Raw genomic sequence first — 18,857 nt, 5'->3', positions numbered from 1 at the left:
CTGTCGGACTACGATCCGCACGCCATGCCGGTGAGCCAGGCGCAGGCCATCATCCATGCCTTCATCACGCCGGTCGGCGCGATTGAAAAGGTGGCGCTGCGCAGCGCGCTGGACCGGGTGCTGGCGCACGACATCATCTCGCCCATCGATGTGCCGGCGCACGACAATTCGGCCATGGACGGCTATGCCTTCCATTCCGCCGATCTGCGCCAGGATAGCGATACCATCCTGCAGGTGGCCGGCATCGCCCACGCCGGCCGCGCCTATGCCGGAACCGCCGCCCGCGGCGAAGCCATCCGCATCATGACCGGCGCCTTGATGCCCGCCGGACTGGATACCGTGATTCCGCAGGAATTTGTGCAGGCCCCGGCAGGCAGCCCCGCCGGTTCGATCACAATCACCATAGCGGCCGGTGCAGTCCAGCCAGGCGCCAATCGCCGCCTGGCCGGCGAAGACCTGAAAGCCGGCACGCCGGCGATCCGCCAGGGCCGCATCCTGCGTCCGGCCGACCTCGGCCTGTTGGCCTCGCTCGGCATTGCCGAAATTCCGGTGCGGCGGCGGCTGCGCGTCGCCTTTTTTTCCACCGGCGACGAGCTGCGCTCGGTCGGCGAAATACTCGAACCGGGCTGCGTCTACGATTCCAACCGCTACACCCTGTACGGCATGCTGCAGCGCCTCGGCTGCGACATCATCGACATGGGCGTGGTCGGCGACGATCCGCAGGCGCTGGAAACGGCCTTCCGCAGCGCCTGTGAAAACGCTGACGCCATCATTACTTCCGGCGGCGTCTCGGTCGGCGATGCCGATCACACCAAGCAGATGATGGCGCAGCTGGGCGACGTCGCCTTCTGGAAAATCGGCATGCGCCCGGGGCGCCCGCTGGCCTTCGGCCGCATTGCCTCCAGCGGCAAGCAAGCGCTGTTCTTCGGCCTGCCAGGCAATCCGGTGGCGGTGATGGTGTCGTTCTACTTTTTTGCGCGCGAAGCGCTGCTGCAGATGATGGGCGCGCAAGCCCCGGCGTTGCCGCTGATGCACGCCACCGCCGCGGTCGCCATCCGCAAGCGGCCAGGCCGCACGGAGTACCAGCGCGGCATCCTCAGCATGAGCGATGGCAAGTGGTCGGTGCGCCCCACTGCAGCACAAGGATCGGGCATCCTGCGTTCCATGGCGGAAGCCAACTGCATGATCGTGCTGGCGCACGAGCAAACCGACGTCGCCAGCGGCGACCAGGTCGAAGTGATCCTGTTTGACGGTTTGATCTGATCCCCACCGTCGGCCACGAACACTAAAACATGCTCAGACAATACTGGCAAAACCTGCAACAGCTGGGCAAGCCTTTCATGCTGGTGCTGGTCAGTGAGATGGCGACGCTGAGTGCGCTCCTGCTCGGCAACATCACCATCGCCTGGTGGATCGCCCAGCACGGCGGCGCCCGCGACCTTGCCACCTTCGGCGTCACCGTGGCAGCTGCCAGCCTGCTGGCGATTCCCCTGCTCTCGCCCCTTGGCGACCGTTATCCCAAGAAACGCCTGATGGCGATCGGCTTCGTCGCCATCGCCGTCGCCGTCGAAAGCGTGGTGCTGGCGCTGCTGGCGCAAGCGGGTTTCTATCATCTGTACCTCATCATCGCCTGCGAGATGATCGGCGTCTGCGCCATGGCGATCATCATGCCCTGCGTCCAGACCATCGCCTCGGAACTGGTGCCGGCGGAAAAACTGTCGCTGGCCATGAGCATGCAAAAGATCAGCGGCTCGCTCGGCGGCATCATGGGACCGGCGCTGGGCGGCAGCGTGATCGCCGCCAGCGGCGTCGCCAGTGCGCTGTGGGTGCATGTGGCCTTGCTGCTGATCGCAGCATTCGCCGCCACCTGCTTGCCCAAGGCGCTGACGGCCGGCAAACCGGCGGCGCTCGGAGCGGCGCAATGGCTGCATGAGCTGAAGGCCGGCCTGCGCATGAAATGGCATATCCCGCTGGAACGCCACTGGACCTTGGCGAATCTCGTCATCGGCGTATTTTACTCGCCGGCCATCGGCATGATGGCGGCCCTGAGAGTGACCAGCCTGGGCCTGTCGGCGTTCTGGCTGGGCGCGACCAACATGGGCATCATGGCCGGCATGTTCCTGGGGTTTCTTGGCTGCGCTTCTTTTTTCTCCCGGACGCTGGGACGCTTCCGCGCCCTGATAGGCGCGGCCCAGCTGCGCGCCGCCGCGCTGCTGGTGGTCGGCCTGACCAGCTCGCCGCTGATGCTGGCGACGGCATTTTTCCTGCTCGGCATCTCGCAATCGACCACCCAGTTTGTCGGCGTCACGCATCGCCTGCTGGCGACGCCGGTCAGCTACCGCGCGCGCAATGCATCGGTCAACATCATGGTATGGCAGCTCGCGTCGACACTGGGCCCGGCGGTCGCCGGCTTGGCTTTGCTGCACGCCTCGGTGGCGCAATGCTATGTGCTGTTCGGCATCCTGACCGCGCTGTGCAGCATCGGCCTGGCAGTGATTCCGAAAATACGCGAATTCCTAGGCGCCGACCACGATGTCGCCAACGGCTGGTATCAGAGAGAATATCCGGCCGCTTTCCCGATCCCTGAAAAAACCACAACATCATGAACGACGCAAAAACCTTGGCAGCAATTGCATGCGAGTTCCTCCCCGCCCATGCCAGCGACGCCGTTACCATCAGCGCCCTGATCCAGCAGTTCACGCACGAATTCACGATCAGCGCGGACGGCAGCGGCGCCGAGCAATTCCTGGCATCGGTTTCGGTTGCAGCAGAAGCCGGATATATTTCCGATCCGCGCTACCACTACATCAACGCTTTCGTCGGCGGTGTGCTGGCCGGCTTCATCGCCATGCGCGATCGCAGCCACGTGTTCCACTTGTTCGTCGCACCGGAGTTCCAGCGCCAAGGCCTGGCCACGCGTCTGTGGCAGGCGGCACTGGCATCGGCTCCCGACGCTGCAGGTTTTACGGTCAATTCCTCGCCATCCGCATTGCCTGTGTACCAGCGCTTCGGTTTCGCGGCCACCAGTGCGCAGGTGGAAATGCATGGCATACGTTTCGTGCCCATGCGCAGATCGCCAGCCTGAGTTTTATCCAGGCGTGCAACACGCTGCACGCTTACACCTTATCCAGCGTGGCCGCATCCGCCAGGCCGCCAAAATACTTTTGCAGGCAATCGTCGAATACCTGATGCTGCGGAGCGGCCTTGGCAAACAAGGTCATGCATGACTGGAATTTCATGTAGTCCGGATAGCCGAAAATATCTTCTGCCGAACGGTCCTCCACCGCTGCCGCCAACCTGCTGCATTCCAACAGCCGGGGCCCCAGCAGCGGGTGCACCAGATACGCCCTGGCTTCGGCCAGCGAGGAGATCGCGAATTTGTGCGCCATGGGACTATGGCCCAGTCCTTCGATTTGCGGGAAAATGAACCACATCCAGTGGCTGCTCTTGCGCCCCGTGCGCAGTTCTTGGCAAGCGGTGTCGAAGACTGGCAACTGGGCAGTCACGAAACGGTGCAGATCGAATTGATCGTCCATCTGTCCCTCCGTAAAAATCGAACTGCCCCGCCGTCCGGCCGTGTCAAAATTGGAGCAAACGCCAGCAGCATCCATCGTCAAAAGGTAGAACCCATGATTTCTCATGTATTTGTCGGTACCTCTGATTTCCAGCAAGCCTTGCGGTTTTATTCCGCCCTCATGCAGGAACTGGACCTGTCGCTGAAATTCTGCGATGCCGGCAAGCCGTGGGCGGCCTGGATGGCGGCCGGCCACGCCCGTCCCCTGTTCATCGTCGGCGCGCCGTACGACGGCGCAAGCGCGACTGCAGGCAATGGCCAGATGATCGCCCTGCTGGCGCCTACCCGCGCAGCCGTCGACAACGCCCATGCGGCGGCGCTGCGCCATAGCGGCAGCTGCGAAGGGCCGCCCGGGCTGCGCCTGGAATACCATCCGCATTACTACGGCGCGTATTTCCGCGACCCCGACGGCAACAAGATCTGCGTATGCTGCCATGACGCGCCCGGCCCGAGGACTTGACCAAAAGCCCGCAGCCACGGCAAAACCGGACATCAATCGCTTGATGTCCGGTCATGGGTATGCTCTGCCAGCGGGCTAAGATCAGAAGGTATTACACTGGAACAGGCCGGGATGGCCAAAGCAGGTGGTAGTGGCCGGATAGCGTTCGACATTGTTCTTGGTATCCAACCGCAGCACGCAATTGCGCCATTCGTTGGAGTCGGTTTTATATCCGAGCCGTTGACATGCCGGACCATAGATTTGCATCATCTGGTCGACGTCTTTCTGTGCCTGCAGCGAACGCTCTGCATCCGTGGCGCAACCTGCCAGCAAGGCGACCACAGCCAGTAAAATGAGTTTGCGCATAATAAGCTCCTTGCATGCAGCCTCGCCGGAGGACTGCGATGAATGCCGGCGGCGAACGGATATGCAGGAAATGCAGCATCCGCGCAAGCCATGCCGTAATCATAGTATAGGACAGAGCCCGGGAGGCCTCTGTTTCAGGAAATGCATTATTGCTACCAGATGTAACTGCCGCCAACAAGCATTTCACTTAAAAATCGGTGCTGCCATTTTGCCAAAAAAAAATGCAAATAACAATCATTCTCATCTATAATTGATTTGTGTACTGGGTTACCTGCCCTTTTGCGCAGCTCACCTCTCTTTTCAGCCAGCCGCACCCAGCGATGCCAGCCACTAAACATGCTGCATCGTTCTGGAGTACGACGTTTTGCCCAATTCACATTCAAACCGCCCTGCGGCGCCGGCGCTGCGCAGGCTGCCTGCGGCCGTTCACTTCGCCATCCTCGCCATGTGCGCTGCATCTGCGCCGGCATTCGCGAACCAGCCGCTTGCCCTGGCAGGCAATCATGCGGCCGCGCATCAGCTCGATGAAATATCGGTCACGGCGACTCGCAGCGAAACTGCAGTAGCGCAAACGCCTAGCAGCATCTCGGTGATCAGCGCCGACACCATCGAGGAACAGCAACCCAGAGACGTCAAGGACCTGCTGCGCTATGAACCGGGCGTGACCGTCCGCCGCGGTCCTTACCGCCCGACGTCGGCGGCAACCGCAGGCGGCCGCGGCGGCAACGAGGGCATCAATATCCGCGGCCTGGAAGGCAACCGCATCCTGCTGATGGAAGACGGCATCCGCCTGCCCAGTTCTTTTTCATTTGGGCCGCTGGAAGCCGGCCGCGGCGACTATGTCGAGATGGACATGTACAAGCGCGTGGAAATCCTGCGCGGCCCGGCTTCGGCCATGTACGGCAGCGATGGCCTGACCGGTGCGGTCAACTTCATCACCAAGGATCCTGCCGATTTCCTGAAGATCTTCAACAAGCCGACCTATTTCTCGATCAAGCCGACTTACGATTCCACCGACGGCAGCACCTCGACCACCGCCGTCGCGGCGTTCGGCGGCGAGCGCTTTGAAGGTTTGCTGATCGCCAACAAGCGCGACGGCCACGAGGTGGACACCAAGGGTACGCGCAATATCACCGGCCTCAACCGCGACACTGCAAATCCTCAGAACATCCACGGCAATGCTCTGCTCGGCAAGCTGGTATTCAAGGCCAGCGCGCAAGACACTTTCACGGCAGCGATCAGCCACCAGGAACAGAAGACCGATTCGGACGTACTGTCAGCCGTCACCCAAAGCACCCGGGCGCTACGCGCCAACGACAAGCTGGAGCGCAACCGTTACAGCATCGATTACAACTTCAAGGACGGCGACAACCGCTATTTCCAGAGCGCCCACGCCCAGCTTTACTTCCAGGAAGCCAAGACCAATCAGTTCTCCTACGAACAACGATTCCCGGCGGTCGGCCGCACCCGTGCCAATACCTATCAGGAACGCACTGTCGGCGGCTCGGCCCAGGCCGAAAGCAGCTTTGCCACCGGCAGCCTGGAGCACAAACTGGTATACGGTTTCGATCTCAGCACGGCGCACATCGAAGGCCTGCGCGACGGCACCGTTCCCGGCGTCGGCGAGTCGCCCTTCCCCAACAAGGCTTTCCCCACCACTGACTACACCTTGTTCGGCGCGTTTTTACAGGATGAATTCCGCCTGTCGCAGAATAGCCCGCTCAGCATCACACCGGGCCTGCGCTTCGACGGCTATCGCCTGACGCCGCAGAAGAACGATCCATCTTATACCGGCAAACCGACCGATTCCAGCGGCAATGCGGTGTCGCCGCGCCTGGCGCTGATGTACGAAATCAGCCCTGCTTTGCTGCCCTATGTTCAGTATGCGCGTGGCTTCCGTACGCCGACGCCGGACCAGGTCAACAACAGCTTCGGCAATCCGATCTACGGCTACGCCACCATCGGCAATCCCGACCTGAAGCCGGAAACCAGCAACACCTTTGAACTTGGCCTGCGCGGCAAGCTGAGCGGCGGCGAGAACGTCCTGCGCTACAGCATGGCGGCGTTCACCGGACGCTACAGCAACTTCATCTCGCAGGAAGTGGTCAGCGGCAGCGGCCGCCCGTTCGTCGATCCCCTGATCTATCAATACGTGAACCGTGCCAAGGCCCGCATCAGCGGCGCCGAAGCGCGCATCGACTGGCAACTGGCCAACGGCATCGGCGTCAAGGCTGGCATGGCGTACACCAAGGGCCATACCGAAGGAGCCGACGGCAGCAGCACGCCGCTCGACACCGTCAATCCGTTCATGGCGGTGCTCGGTCTGCGCTATGAACCGAGCGAAGTCTGGTACGGCCAGGCCGATGTCATTTACCAAAGCGCCAAGCGCCGCAGCGAGATGAGCAAACAGACTGATTTTGCACCGCCGGCGGCGTTCGTGATGGATCTGCGCGGCGGCTACAACATCAGCAAGAACGTCGCGTTGTATGCCGGCATCCACAACCTGCTCAACCGCCAGTACTGGAACTGGTCGGACGTGCGCGGACTGGCCGACAACTCGAGCGTCAAGAATGCCTACACGGCGCCCGGCCGCAGCTTCAATGTCGGCTTGAAATTCCAGTACTAACCAATCCACTTCCCGGAGGAGAATCCCATGCTTGCCGCCACCCGTAACCCACAATCCGACCTGCGCCAGCGCTTTCTCGCCGCCAAGCGCGAACAGAAACTGCGCAACCGCGACGCCGCTGTCGCCATCGGTGTTTCCGAAGGCGAAGCACTAGCTGCCTGCGTCGGCGCCGAAGCGATCCGTCTGCAGCCGAACTTCGTCGAAATCTTTGAAGAAGTACCGCAGCTGGGCGCGGTAATGGCGCTCACCCGCAACGACAACGTGGTGCATGAAAAGGATGGCGTCTACGAAAAAATGAGCCACAACGGCCATGTCGGCCTGGCGCTGGGCGCAGCCATCGATTTGCGGATTTTCTATAAACAATGGCATTTCGGCTGCGCCGTGATCGAAGAAGTCACGCGCGGCAGCGAGACCAGCTTGCAGAAAAGCTTGCAGTTCTACGACCTGCATGGCGAAGCCGTGCACAAGGTATTCTTGCGCGAACACAGCAACCATGCAGCTTTCGACGAACTGGTGGTGCGCTGGCGCGATCCGCAGCAGCTGCCCGGCATCACCGTTGAACCGGCACCGCCGGCCGCCATCGACAAAGCGGATGCCGAGATCGACGGCGACGGCTTCCGCGCCGCCTGGAGCAATATGCAGGATACACACGAGTTCTTCGGCCTGCTGCGCGATTTCGGCGTCAGCCGCACCCAGGCGCTGCGCCTGGCGCCGCCGCAATTCGTTCGCCGGCTGGACAACGGCGCCGCCCGGCTGATCCTTGACCAGGCAGCGGCGAGCGGCTTGCCGATCATGGTGTTTGTCGGCAACCGCGGCATGATCCAGATCCATTCCGGTCCTGTCGCCAACATCAAACTGATGGGCCCCTGGCTGAACGTGTTGGATCCGGGCTTTAACCTGCATCTGCGGGAAGACAAGATCGTCTCCAGCTGGGTAGTCAGCAAGCCGACCCGCGACGGCGCAGTCACTTCACTGGAGCTGTTCGACGCCGACGGCGGCACCATCGCCATGCTGTTCGGCGTACGCAAGCCGGGCCAGCCGGAACTGCCTGCCTGGCGCGCGACGGCAATCAACCTGCCGCTACTGCAAAGCGAAACCGAGGTGCAAGCGTGAAACCGCCTGTCGACTATCAGCGCCGCATGCTGCTGGGAACAACTGCGGCCGGCATGCTGCTGACGATGCTGCCGACTAGCGCCGCCGCCCCCAAACCTCTGCGCGTAGCAGTAGCCGGAGGCGCCATCACAGAAGTAGTGTATGCACTGGACGCCGGCGCCATGCTGATCGGCAGCGACACCACCAGCACCTATCCGGCGGCCGCGCTGGCGTTGCCGAAAATGGGCTACCAGCGCGCCCTGTCGGCGGAGGGTGTGCTGTCTTTGCGCCCCGACCTGCTGCTGGCTTCGGCCGAAGCAGGTCCGCCGACGGCAATCCAGCAGATCGCAGCCGCCGGCGTGCGTGTCATCACCTTATCCGAGCGGCACGACGTGCAATCGGTGCGCGACAAGATCAGCGGCAGCGCCAAAGCATTGGATTTGACTACACGCGGCGATCGCCTGCTGCAAACCTTCGACAACGACTGGCTGGCGGCCATGACAGCGATCCAGGCTCAACGCCAGCAGCAGTCTGGCAAGCCGCCACCGCGAGTGCTGTTCATCCTCAGCAACAGCGGCACCCAGGCCATGGTGGCCGGACGCGATACCGCCGCCGACGCCATGATCCGCTATGCCGGCGCAGTCAATGCCTTAGGCGGCGAGGACGGCTTCAAAGGCTACAAGCCGCTGACCGCGGAAAGCGCCATCGCTGCGGCACCCGATGTCCTGATGACTACCAGCGAAGGCCTGGCCGCCATGGGTGGCCTTGCGCAATTGCTGAAAATGCCAGGCCTGGCATTGACTCCCGCAGCGCGTAACAGGCGCGTGATCGCCGATATGGATGCCTTGCTGCTGCTCGGCTTTGGTCCGCGGCTGCCGGCTGCCCTGCGCCGTCTTTCTGCTCAATTGACTGCCTGATTCCTGATGTCCTCTTCTTATTCCGCCGCCGCGCAACCGTTGGCTCCGATGATTGCCATTTCACCGCCGGCAATCGCGCGCCAGTCTCGCCAGCGCATGGTGCTGCTGGTTCTGGCACTGTTGCTGCTGGTGGTCATGACCTTGTGCGCAGGCCTGGGCGCCTATCGCATCGATCCGTGGCAAGTGCCGCGCCTGCTGTGGTCCGGCGCCGAACTATCGGCGGCCGACGCCCAGGCGCGCGCGGTGCTGCTGGATATCCGTCTGCCGCGGGTGCTGCTGGCGGTGCTGGTCGGCTGCGGCTTCGGCGCCGCCGGCAGCGCCCTGCAAGCCTTGTTCCGCAATCCTCTGGCCGATCCAGGACTGATCGGCGTCTCCAGCGGCGCTGCCCTTGGCGCCGCCATCATCATCGTGCTCGGCGGCGTGCTGTGGCCGGCAGCATTAAGCGTGGTCGGCATCTATGCGCCGATGCTGGCAGCGTTTGCCGGCGCCCTGGCAGTGGCGCTGCTGGTGTATCGGATCGGCGCGGCCAAGGGCCGCCTGGCGCTGCCCATCCTGCTGCTGGCCGGGATCGCCTTCAATGCCATCTCGATGGCTGGCATCGGCGTGCTCAGCTTTATTGCCGGCGACGCCCAGCTGCGCACCCTGACCTTCTGGAATCTCGGCAGCCTGGCCAGCGCACACTGGTCCTTGCTGGCGGTGGCGGCACCGGTAGTCGTCCTGTGCGTAGCAGCGATGGCGCGCCACTCGGCGGCCTTGAACGCGATGCTGCTGGGAGAAGCGGAAGCCCAGCACCTCGGCGTGCCGGTGCAGCGCATCAAACGCCAGGTGTTGATCGTCAGTTCACTGTGCGTCGGCGGTCTGGTAGCTTGCACCGGCACCATCGGCTTCATCGGCCTGGTAGCGCCGCACTGCATCCGTCTCACCTGCGGTCCCGATCAGCGCGTAGTTTTGCCGGGCGCCATGCTGTTCGGCGCGCTGCTGACTCTGCTGGCCGACCTGGCGTCGCGCACCATGGCGGCGCCGGCGGAACTGCCGCTGGGCATCCTCACGGCGTTGCTGGGCGGGCCTTTCTTCATCGTGCTGCTGTGGCGCCGCCGCGCACAGCTTGGCCTGTAGCCCTATCTTGAAACCACACGGAAAACCATCATGCTAGTTGCGACTGACCTTTCCCTGCAACGTGGCGACAAGACCATCCTGCACAAGCTCAACCTGTCGATCCAGCCAGGCCAGATCGTGGCGCTGCTGGGCCGTAACGGCGCCGGCAAAAGCAGCCTGCTGAAAGCCATGTCGGGCGAATTCCATGGCAAGCGGCAAGACGGCGATGTACGGCTGGGCGGGCAGATATCGATCAACCATGTCACGCTCAATCAGCTGAGCCCGCAGCAGCTGGCCAAGATCCGCGCCGTGCTGCCGCAGAGCGTGCAGTTTTCGTTCCCCTTCACGGCCATGGAAATCGCCTTGCTGGGCCGCTATCCGCACGGCGGCGGCAACAGCATGAACGACAGGCTGATTGCGATGGAAGCGCTGGCGCTGGCCGGTGCGGCTGCCCTTGCGGAGCGCGATGTCACCACGCTCTCCGGCGGCGAACTGGCGCGTGTGCAGTTTGCCCGTGTACTGGCGCAGCTGCGGCCGGCGGCCAATGAACAGGAAACCCCGCCGGCGCCACGTTATCTGTTGCTGGATGAACCGACCGCTGCACTCGATCTGGCGCACCAGCATCATCTGCTGCGCACCCTGCGGCAACTGGTCAAGGAATGGCATATCGGCGTACTGGCGATCATGCACGATCCCAACCTGGCGGCGCGCTATGCCGACCAGCTGGCATGGTTGGCGGATGGCACCTTGCTGGTGCAGGATACGCCGACGCTGAGCATGACGCCGCATATCGTCAGGACTTGTCTCGGGATCGAGGTAGAGGTAGTGCAGCAGGCCGGCAAGCCGCCGTTTGCGATGCCGGCTTGACAATGTAGAGGGATTTCCAGCGATACTGGAAATCAGGCACACACACTTCCTCTAGTGCAGGAGATAAATTGGCACACCAGCTTTCTTCGCCGCCTTTCTTAAATCCTTGTCCAAGGTTGCTAATGGCAAGTTGCGCCTGCGGGCCAATTCGAGATATTGCGCATCGTATCCAGAAAGTCTGAATTCTCTCGATATCGCCGCTACTGCCAGTTGAATCCCCGAAGGCGCGGCAGCGTCAAGATGAATCGGCAGTTGCCCCAGACGATAGACAAATCCTGTCAAGGCCGATTCACCAAATTTTTCACGCTCTTCCGCGCAGCGCAGCACGTGGATCGTCTCCGTGTACCATAGCGCCGGCACCCAAGCCGATGCAAGGGCCAGCGAATCGAGTACCTGGTCAGCATAAGCCCGATCTGCCGGCGAACCATCATTGAGCGCCCAGCGGATCGTCACAGACGCATCCAGCACGAAACCGCCGCTCATTAACGACGCCCCTGACCACGCATTTCGACGAACTCGGCTTGATCGATTGTTCCTGCCCGCATGGTCTTGATGGCGTCAATCGCCTCCATCGTCTGCTGTGCCGCCCGGTTGGCGCTAGGAACCAAATCTGCTACGGGCTCACCGCGATTAGTGATCGTGATCCGTTCACCTTGCTGGACTTGCTTGATCAAGTCCGCCAATTTCGTTTTGGCTTCGTACACTCCGTATTCTCGCATGGCAATACCCTCATCTATATCAACATGATCTAGTCTATCAACTAGACCATATTAGTCAAGAGAAATTGCCTTGTTTCTTGGCCTGCTCAGCAAAGCCATTAAGACCGTGAATGCTCCTCCCGGCGGGTAAGCCGGGGCAAATCTACGAAGCTGCCCTGCTTTCATTTCATCCAAAAATCCAACTCCCACCGGATCAATTAATCAAAAATACCCACAGATTGGGTTTCAGTTTTTGATCTCAGTTTTCGTCGTCTGCCAGCAGGTCCGGCTCTTTCCCCAGCAGCCGCTGCGCCGCCTCGCTCGGCAAGGCCTCCACCGATTTCAGCTTGCGCGCCATCTGGCGGCTGCGCACTTCAGCCTGGTCGATGTTCTTGGCGGCGCGTTCCAGCGTCAGCTTGGTGGCGGCCAGGACGTCGCCGAACTTGCCGAATTCGGTCTTGACCGCGCCCAGTACTTGCCACACTTCGGATGAGCGCTTTTCCAGCGCCAGCGTGCGGAAGCCCATCTGCAGGCTGTTCAGCAGCGCCGATAAGGTCGATGGCCCGGCGATGCTGATGCGGTGCAGGCGCTGCAATTCGTCGGCCAGGCCTGGACGGCGCATGACCTCGGCGTACAGGCCCTCGGTCGGCAGGAACAGGATGGCGAAATCGGTGGTCAGCGGCGGCGACAGGTATTTTTCGGCGATCGTCTTGGCCTCCAGGCGCACGGCGCGCTCCAGTTCCCGAGAAGCCAGCGCCACGCCTTCGGCATCGGCGCGATCAGCTGCATCCGCCAGCCGTTCGTACTGTTCTTTCGGGAACTTGGCGTCGATCGGCATCCAAACCGGCGTGCCGCCGTCGTCATTGCCCGGCAACTTGATGGCGAACTCCACCCGTTCGCCGCTGCCGGGAACGGTTTCCACGTTCTTGGCGTACTGCTCCGGCGTCAACACCTGTTCCAGCAGCATTTCCAGCTGCACTTCGCCCCAGGTGCCGCGTGTCTTGACGTTGGTCAGCACGCGCTTGAGGTCGCCGACGCCGATCGCCAGCTGCTGCATTTCACCCAGGCCCTGGTGCACTTTTTCCAGACGATCGGAAACGATCTTGAACGATTCACCCAGACGCTGCTCCAGCGTCGCATGCAGCTTCTCGTCGACGGTCTTGCGCATTTCTTCCAGCCGCAAGCCGTTGTCGGTTTGCAGGTCCTTGATCCTGGCTTCCAGCGTGGCGCGCACTTCCGCCATCCGCTGCGCATTCGATTCGGTCAGCGCCGCCAGCGTCTGGTTGAGCGTATCGCCGAAGCGCTTGAGCGATTGCGCCTGTTCTTCGCGGCTGTTCTGGGCCTGCTGGTTCATCGCCAGCCGCATGCCATCGAGCTGCTGAGCATTGGTTTCAGTCAGCTTGACCAACTGCTGGGCGAAAGTGTCGATCTGGTTGTTCTGCAAGGTGGCAACGCTGGTCATCTGCGCGGCCAGCGTCTGCTGCAGCTGGCCGAAATTGCTGCCGATTTCCTGCCGCATGTTTTGCGCACTGGTCTGCACTTCGCCGCGCAGGTCGCGCTGCTGGCGTTCGCCACGATCTTGCTGATCTTGCTGATGGCGTTGCAGATCATTCTGCAACTGCCCCAGCTGCTGCGCCGGATCGGCGCCACGCGCGCTGCGCAAGATGGCGACGATCTGCAGCACGATGATGACGGCGGCGACGGCAAGCAAGACGAGTAATTCTGATGATGGCATGTGGGCTATCTAATTTAGTCTGAAACAGACAGTTATTGTGGGGTATCGGGCTTGTTGCGCATCCAGTCGGCGGTCTGGAAGAAGGACGTCAGCAGGCGCTCCTGCAGCCACTCATCCATACCGACGTCCTGCATCGCCAGCGCCATGCAGCGCAGCCACTGGTCGCGCTCGGGCGACGCGATGCCGTAAGGCAGATGGCGGGCGCGCAGGCGCGGATGGCCGAACTGCTGGATATACAAGTCGGGACCGCCGCTCCAGCCGGACAGGAACCAGTAGAACTTGTCGCGCGAACCTTCGAGGGTGGTCGGATGCAAGGCCCGGATCACGGCGAATTGCGGCTCCAGGTCCATCAGGTCGTAAAAGCGATCGACCAGTTCGCGCAGCTTGCCGGCGCCGCCGATCAGGTCGTAGAGGCTGGCCTGGGATTGCTCTTCAGGCGCTTGGGTGGAGGCGGTGGTGTCTGTAGTCATGGCGGATAATGATAGCGTAAGCCCTCATTATCCCCGAAATGCCGGCAGACAGTACTGCTTCAGGCCTCGCGCAAGGTTTGCAGCGGCGGCTGGCGCAGTACATGGCGCAGGCCGACCCAGCCGCCGGCAAAGGTGCAAGCAGCGCCGATCGCCATTCCCGCCAGCCAGACCAGCGGGCTGAAGGTCCAGGTGAAGCTGAACACATACTGCGCCAGCGCCCAGCCGATGGCGGCAGCGCCGCTGGCGGCAAGGAAGCCGGCCAGGCTGCCGATCAGGGCGAACTCTATCCATTGCGACTGTGACAACTGCTTGCGGGTAGCGCCGAGCGCGCGCAACAGGCCAGCTTCGCGGGTACGCTCATCCTGCGAGCCGACCAGCGCCGCATACAGCACCAGCGCACCGGACGCGAGCGTGAACAGGAACAGGAATTCGACCGCTGCCACCACCTGGCTGATCACGCCCTGGATCTGCTGGATGACGCTGCCGATATCGACCACCGTCAGGTTGGGGAAATCGCGCGTCAGCTGGTTGCCGAACGCCGCCTGTGCCGACGGCAGGTTGAAGGCGGTGATCCAGGTTTGCGGCATGTCGTGCATCAGTTTTGGATTGAGGATGACGAAGAAATTGACCCGCATCGAGCCCCACTCCAGCTTGCGGATGCTGGTCACCGGCGCGCTCACCAGCTGGCCGGCGATATCGAACTGCAACTGGTCGCCCAACTTCAGCTTGAGGGTCTTGGCCAGCCCCTCCTCGACCGAAGCGGCAGGCTGGCTGTCATCGAACCAGCGCCCGGCGGTGATGCTATTCTGCGGCGGCACTTGCTGCATGGTGGACAGGTTGAATTCGCGGTCGACCAGGCGCTTGGCCTTGTCCTCAGGATAGGTGTCGGCCGTGACCGGCTTGCCGTTGACCTGAGTCAGGCGGCCGCGGATCATCGGAAACAGCTCTGGCCTGGCGATGCCGATTCCCTGCAGGCGCTGGCTGATCTCGGCGCGCTGGTCATCCTGGATATTGATCACAAAGCGATTCGGCGCGTCAACCGGCGTGGCTTGCTGCCAGGCGCCGATCAGGTCGCCGCGGATCACGGTCAGCAGCAGCAGCGCCATCAGGCCCAGCGACAAGGCGACGATCTGCACCACGGTCGCCGCCGGACGCCGCTGCAACGCAGTCAGCGCGAAGCGCCAGCTAGGATGGCGCGACAGCCCGCGGATATGGCGCGAGCCCTTGAGCGCCAGCCAGCCGAGCAAGGCGAACAGGCCGAAGCCGCCCAGGAAGCCGAGCGCGGTCAGCAAACCCAGCTTGAGGTCGCCAGCCTGCCACAGCAGCAAGCCGATGAAGACCAGCGTCCCGAGCCCATAAGTAGCCAGCACCAGCGCTTGCGGCGCATCCTGCTCGCGCCGGATCACGCGGTTGTGCGGCACGTTGCGCAGCTGCAGGATGGGCGGCAAGGCAAAACCGATCAGCAACAGCAGACCGGTGACCAGACCTTGCAGCGCAGGAATCGGGCTGGCGCCCGGCAAGTCGCTGGAGATGAATTTGCCGAGCAGTTCGAGCAGCATGAAATGCGCGCCGAAGCCCAGCAGCACGCCGATCACGCTGCCGGCCAGGCCGATCAAGAAGAATTCCAGCAGATACAGCTGAGTCACCTGGTTCTGGGTCATGCCAAGACAGCGCAGCATGGCGCAGGCATCCAGATGGCGTAGCATGAAGCGGCGCGCCGCCATGGCTACCGCCACCGCCGCCAGCAGCGCCGACAGCAAGCCCACCAGCGACAGGAACTGCTCGCCACGATCCAGCGTAGCGCGCATTTCCGGACGGCCGTTTTCCAGGCCCTCGATACGCACGCCTTTCACGTTTTCACGGGCGATATCGCTTTCCACCCATTTCTGGAAATCCTGTATTTGCTGCTGCGCGCCCGCCAGCAGCAGGCGGTAGGTGACGCGCGAGCCGTCCTGGATCAGGTTGGTCGAAGCCAGGTCAGCCATGGAGAGCATCACGCGCGGTGCAAAATTGATGAAGCCGCTGCCGCGGTCGGGTTCGATCACCAGCACCTTGGAGATTTTGAAGCTGCGGTCGCCCAGCTTGAGCGGATCGCCCACTTTCAGGTTCAAGGCCGTCAACATGTTGGCGTCCAGCCAGACCGTGCCGGCGGCTGGCGTCAGCCTGACGGTCTGCTGGGTGCTGCCGGGGGCATCGGCCACCACCAGGCTGCCGCGCAAGGGATAACCAGCCGTGACGGCCTTGAGCGACGCCAACTGCGAGCGGGCGTCGTCACCCTCGCCGGCCAGCGCCATGCTCGGAAACACCACTGTATCGGCCAAGGTCAGGTGGCGCTGTTCTGCTTCAGCACGCCAGGCGGGATTGATGCGCTGGTCGGCGGAAATCAGCAGGTCTGCTCCCAGCAACTGGTGCGCATCGCGGCTGAGGCCGGCGCGCATACGGTCGACAAAGAAGCCGACCGCGGACAATGAGGCAACTGCGACAATCAAGGCTATCAGCAAGAAGCGTAATTCGCCGGCGCGCCAGTCGCGCTGGGTCATGCGTAGAGACTGCTGGAAGATCATGTAGCGAGCCTTTGGAAGACCCAGCGGATACCGCGCCAAAGTTTAGGCACCAGCCAGATCGCAAATAGAAAAAACAGGAACAGGAAGGCAAACAGCAGCCAGGGGTGGAAAAACGCCGCCCACAGGCCGCCCAGCACGGTGGCATCCTCGGAAAACGAGGCGGTCCAGTTGCTCAGCGGCTCCGGCGAGGTATTGATCATGGCGCGGCTGCCGGCCTTGGTGGCATGCGCCCCCAGGGCGAAAGTGCCGCCCACCAGCGCCGCCACCGTGGTCCAGGCCGGATCCATATGGCCCATGGCGGCCACGGCAAGAATGGCGCCGGCCGGAATCCGGATAAAGGTATGGACGGCGTCCCACACCGAATCCAGGCCGGGAATCTTATCTACCAGAAACTCGACCGCGGTCAGCAGGCCGGTCACGCCGATCACCCAGGGCGATTCCAGTATCTGCAACGCCTGCGGCAGGTCGATCCAGCCGGCGCGGCCGAACCAGCCGGCAATGAACAGCGCCATGTAGAGGCGGATGCCGCTGGCCCAGGACAGGCCGCCAGCCAGGGCGGCACTGGAAAGTGTATCGATCATGATGTCCCCTTCTCTCTCCGGATCAGTCGGTTTCAGGCATGCCTGGCGTGCTTTTTTGGTCCATCCGCTGCGAAGCACAATTTAAACAAGCGTAACGTAAACCTACGCCAGCCGCAGAAGATTAGCCAGCAGGATCGCAAAAACGATGGCTGACTGAGGCCCGCGCGCAACTGGAGCGCCCGGCAAACGCCGCGCCGCGGCCGTCCGCGCGATTGTCCACAGCCGGAGCGGCTTTGGCTTTGGCTTTGGCTTTGGCTTTGGCTTTGGCTTTGGCTTTGACCTTGGGGTTGCTTTTGACGTGCCCCGCATGCTGACGTTGCCAAATGAGACGGGTGCCAGTCGGGAATTATGGGACACATGTTTGAGCGAAGCGAGTTTGTGTCCCATCCGACTGGCACCCGCCTCATTTGGGGCCCCGACCGAAGGGAGGGCAACGGCTGTGCGGTCGCCTTCTTTTTGGTTACTTTTCTTGCGCCCGGCGAGGGGGCGAAGCAAGAAAAAGTGACTGGCTGCCGGGCCACCCCCGGCAAGCCTCCACGGAGTAGTAACAGTGTTATCAACCGATAGACCGTTCTTAGCATGCCATCGCACGCATTCCGTAAAACGTCAATTGGGGTCAGAGTAATTTTCGCAAAAACCGCGAAAAAAAACTCTGACCCCAATTGACTCCTGCCGCCAAAGAAAAACGCCACCAATCAGTGCCGGGATTACTGCGGATCGACCAGCCGCTCGACCTGCACATCGCCGCACTGGGCGCGGTGGCGCAGGGCATGATCCATCAAGACCAGCGCCAGCATGGCTTCGGCAATCGGCGTGGCACGGATGCCGACGCAAGGATCGTGGCGGCCGAAAGTTTCGACCGTGGCCGGGTTGCCCTGCTTGTCGATCGACTGCTTGGGCGTGCGGATGCTGGAAGTCGGCTTGATGGCGATCGAGACGGTGATGTCCTGGCCGCTGGAAATGCCGCCCAGGATGCCGCCGGCGTTATTGGTGAGGAAGCCGTGACGGGTGATTTCATCGCCGTGCTGCGAACCCTTTTGCGCCACGCAGGCAAAGCCGGCGCCGATTTCCACGCCTTTGACGGCGTTGATGCCCATCATGGCATAGCCGATTTCGGCATCCAGCTTGTCGTACAGCGGCTCGCCCAGGCCGACCGGCACATTGGACGCTACGATGTCGATGCGGGCGCCGCAGGAATCGCCATCCTTGCGCAGGGCATCCATATACGCTTCCAGTTGTTCGATCTGGCTGGCATTGGCGGCAAAAAACGGATTGTTCGGCACATGCTCCCAGGATTCGAAAGCGATCGGCAGTTCGCCCAGCTGGCTCATGCAACCCTTGAACGTGGTGCCGTACTGCTGCAGCAGCCATTTCTTGGCGATCGCCGCCGCCGCCACGGCCGGCGCCGTCAGGCGTGCCGAAGAACGGCCGCCGCCGCGCGGATCGCGGATACCGTACTTCTGCCAGTAGGTGAAATCGGCATGGCCGGGGCGGAAGGTGTCGATGATATTGCCGTAATCCTTGCTGCGCTGGTCCTGGTTGCGGATCAGCAGCATGATCGGGGTGCCGGTGGTCTTGCCTTCGTAGACCCCGGACAGGATTTCGACCGTGTCCGGCTCCTGGCGCTGGGTGACGTGGCGCGAGGTGCCCGGCTTGCGGCGGTCCAGGTCCGGCTGGATATCAGCTTCGGATAATTCCATTCCCGGCGGGCAGCCATCGACCACGCAGCCGATGGCCGGGCCGTGGGATTCGCCGAAGTTGGTGACGCTAAACAGACTGCCGAAGGTATTGCCGGGCATGATATTCCAGAGAAAAAAGGGACCGAAGGCATGA

General features: G+C 62.3%; 18 protein-coding genes. 9 read left to right on the top strand and 9 right to left on the bottom strand.

The window, feature by feature from the left end; translation table 11 throughout:
* The first annotated feature begins 24 nt into the window (after positions 1-24).
* From moeA to CPter91_RS07730, 3 genes are read left to right on the top strand one after another with little or no spacing between them, the layout of a single operon-like run.
* Positions 25-1,263 (top strand): molybdopterin molybdotransferase MoeA, encoded by a 1,239-nt coding sequence (gene moeA, locus CPter91_RS07740; RefSeq protein WP_061945980.1) that lies wholly within the window; start codon positions 25-27, stop codon positions 1,261-1,263.
* Between the two features lie 29 nt (positions 1,264-1,292).
* Entirely contained in the window at positions 1,293-2,606 is a 1,314-nt protein-coding gene (locus CPter91_RS07735) for an MFS transporter (RefSeq protein WP_061939029.1), read from the top strand.
* Positions 2,603-3,085: a GNAT family N-acetyltransferase gene (locus CPter91_RS07730; protein ID WP_061939027.1), complete on the top strand. Its 483-nt coding sequence runs from the start codon at positions 2,603-2,605 to the stop codon at positions 3,083-3,085. Before CPter91_RS07735 ends, CPter91_RS07730 begins: the two co-directional genes overlap by 4 nt.
* Before the next feature lie 31 nt (positions 3,086-3,116).
* Here CPter91_RS07730 and CPter91_RS07725 read toward each other — a convergent pair whose 3' ends face one another.
* The gene (locus CPter91_RS07725; protein WP_061939024.1) at positions 3,117-3,536 is read right to left on the bottom strand and encodes a DUF1810 domain-containing protein; all 420 of its coding nucleotides are present in this window, start codon (positions 3,534-3,536) and stop codon (positions 3,117-3,119) included.
* Between the two features lie 93 nt (positions 3,537-3,629).
* On the opposite strand from CPter91_RS07725, the gene CPter91_RS07720 reads away from it, so the two are divergent.
* Positions 3,630-4,034, top strand: coding sequence for a VOC family protein (locus CPter91_RS07720; protein ID WP_061939022.1), 405 nt, complete (start codon positions 3,630-3,632; stop codon positions 4,032-4,034).
* Positions 4,035-4,115: 81 nt separating this feature from the next.
* On the opposite strand, the gene CPter91_RS07715 is transcribed toward CPter91_RS07720, so the two are convergent.
* Positions 4,116-4,379 (bottom strand): hypothetical protein, encoded by a 264-nt coding sequence (locus CPter91_RS07715; RefSeq protein ID WP_061939021.1) that lies wholly within the window; start codon positions 4,377-4,379, stop codon positions 4,116-4,118.
* Between the two features lie 364 nt (positions 4,380-4,743).
* Between CPter91_RS07715 and CPter91_RS07710 the strand changes: the two genes are divergently transcribed.
* The 5 genes from CPter91_RS07710 to CPter91_RS07690 are packed head-to-tail and all read left to right on the top strand — an operon-like array spanning position 4,744 to position 10,976.
* The gene (locus CPter91_RS07710) at positions 4,744-7,005 is read left to right on the top strand and encodes a TonB-dependent hemoglobin/transferrin/lactoferrin family receptor (RefSeq protein ID WP_236905972.1); all 2,262 of its coding nucleotides are present in this window, start codon (positions 4,744-4,746) and stop codon (positions 7,003-7,005) included.
* A 27-nt stretch (positions 7,006-7,032) separates the two neighbouring features.
* Entirely contained in the window at positions 7,033-8,118 is a 1,086-nt protein-coding gene (locus tag CPter91_RS07705; RefSeq protein WP_061939018.1) for a hemin-degrading factor, read from the top strand.
* Positions 8,119-8,144: 26 nt separating this feature from the next.
* A complete protein-coding gene (locus tag CPter91_RS27135; protein ID WP_061945974.1) occupies positions 8,145-9,014 on the top strand; it encodes a heme/hemin ABC transporter substrate-binding protein in 870 nt (289 codons plus the stop codon).
* Between the two features lie 48 nt (positions 9,015-9,062).
* Positions 9,063-10,130: a FecCD family ABC transporter permease gene (locus tag CPter91_RS27130; protein ID WP_236906036.1), complete on the top strand. Its 1,068-nt coding sequence runs from the start codon at positions 9,063-9,065 to the stop codon at positions 10,128-10,130.
* A 30-nt stretch (positions 10,131-10,160) separates the two neighbouring features.
* A complete protein-coding gene (locus CPter91_RS07690; protein ID WP_061939016.1) occupies positions 10,161-10,976 on the top strand; it encodes an ATP-binding cassette domain-containing protein in 816 nt (271 codons plus the stop codon).
* A gap of 51 nt (positions 10,977-11,027) precedes the next feature.
* On the opposite strand, the gene CPter91_RS07685 is transcribed toward CPter91_RS07690, so the two are convergent.
* The 7 genes from CPter91_RS07685 to aroC all read right to left on the bottom strand — a co-directional run bounded on the left by CPter91_RS07685 (position 11,028) and on the right by aroC (position 18,823).
* Positions 11,028-11,459 carry a type II toxin-antitoxin system VapC family toxin gene (locus CPter91_RS07685; RefSeq protein WP_061939015.1) on the bottom strand — a complete coding sequence of 144 codons (432 nt, stop codon included), beginning with the start codon at positions 11,457-11,459 and terminating at the stop codon, positions 11,028-11,030.
* Positions 11,459-11,695, bottom strand: coding sequence for a type II toxin-antitoxin system Phd/YefM family antitoxin (locus CPter91_RS07680; protein ID WP_061939013.1), 237 nt, complete (start codon positions 11,693-11,695; stop codon positions 11,459-11,461). The genes CPter91_RS07685 and CPter91_RS07680 overlap by 1 nt, the downstream gene beginning before the upstream one ends.
* Before the next feature lie 238 nt (positions 11,696-11,933).
* Complete coding sequence (locus tag CPter91_RS07675) at positions 11,934-13,409, bottom strand: DNA recombination protein RmuC (RefSeq protein WP_061939011.1); 1,476 nt, start codon at positions 13,407-13,409, stop codon at positions 11,934-11,936.
* A 32-nt stretch (positions 13,410-13,441) separates the two neighbouring features.
* Positions 13,442-13,879, bottom strand: coding sequence for a group II truncated hemoglobin (locus CPter91_RS07670; protein ID WP_061939010.1), 438 nt, complete (start codon positions 13,877-13,879; stop codon positions 13,442-13,444).
* Between the two features lie 59 nt (positions 13,880-13,938).
* Positions 13,939-16,443: an ABC transporter permease gene (locus tag CPter91_RS07665; protein ID WP_417924846.1), complete on the bottom strand. Its 2,505-nt coding sequence runs from the start codon at positions 16,441-16,443 to the stop codon at positions 13,939-13,941.
* Positions 16,440-17,024 (bottom strand): DUF4126 domain-containing protein, encoded by a 585-nt coding sequence (locus tag CPter91_RS07660; protein WP_061939008.1) that lies wholly within the window; start codon positions 17,022-17,024, stop codon positions 16,440-16,442. The genes CPter91_RS07665 and CPter91_RS07660 overlap by 4 nt, the downstream gene beginning before the upstream one ends.
* A gap of 707 nt (positions 17,025-17,731) precedes the next feature.
* Positions 17,732-18,823 (bottom strand): chorismate synthase, encoded by a 1,092-nt coding sequence (aroC, locus tag CPter91_RS07655; RefSeq protein WP_061939006.1) that lies wholly within the window; start codon positions 18,821-18,823, stop codon positions 17,732-17,734.
* Positions 18,824-18,857 lie beyond the last annotated feature (34 nt).

This window comes from Collimonas pratensis (assembly GCF_001584185.1).
Classification (GTDB): Bacteria; Pseudomonadota; Gammaproteobacteria; order Burkholderiales; family Burkholderiaceae_D; genus Collimonas; species Collimonas pratensis.
The sequence above is the reverse complement of the archived record's forward strand: the minus strand, read 5'-3'. Positions and strand labels throughout refer to the sequence as shown.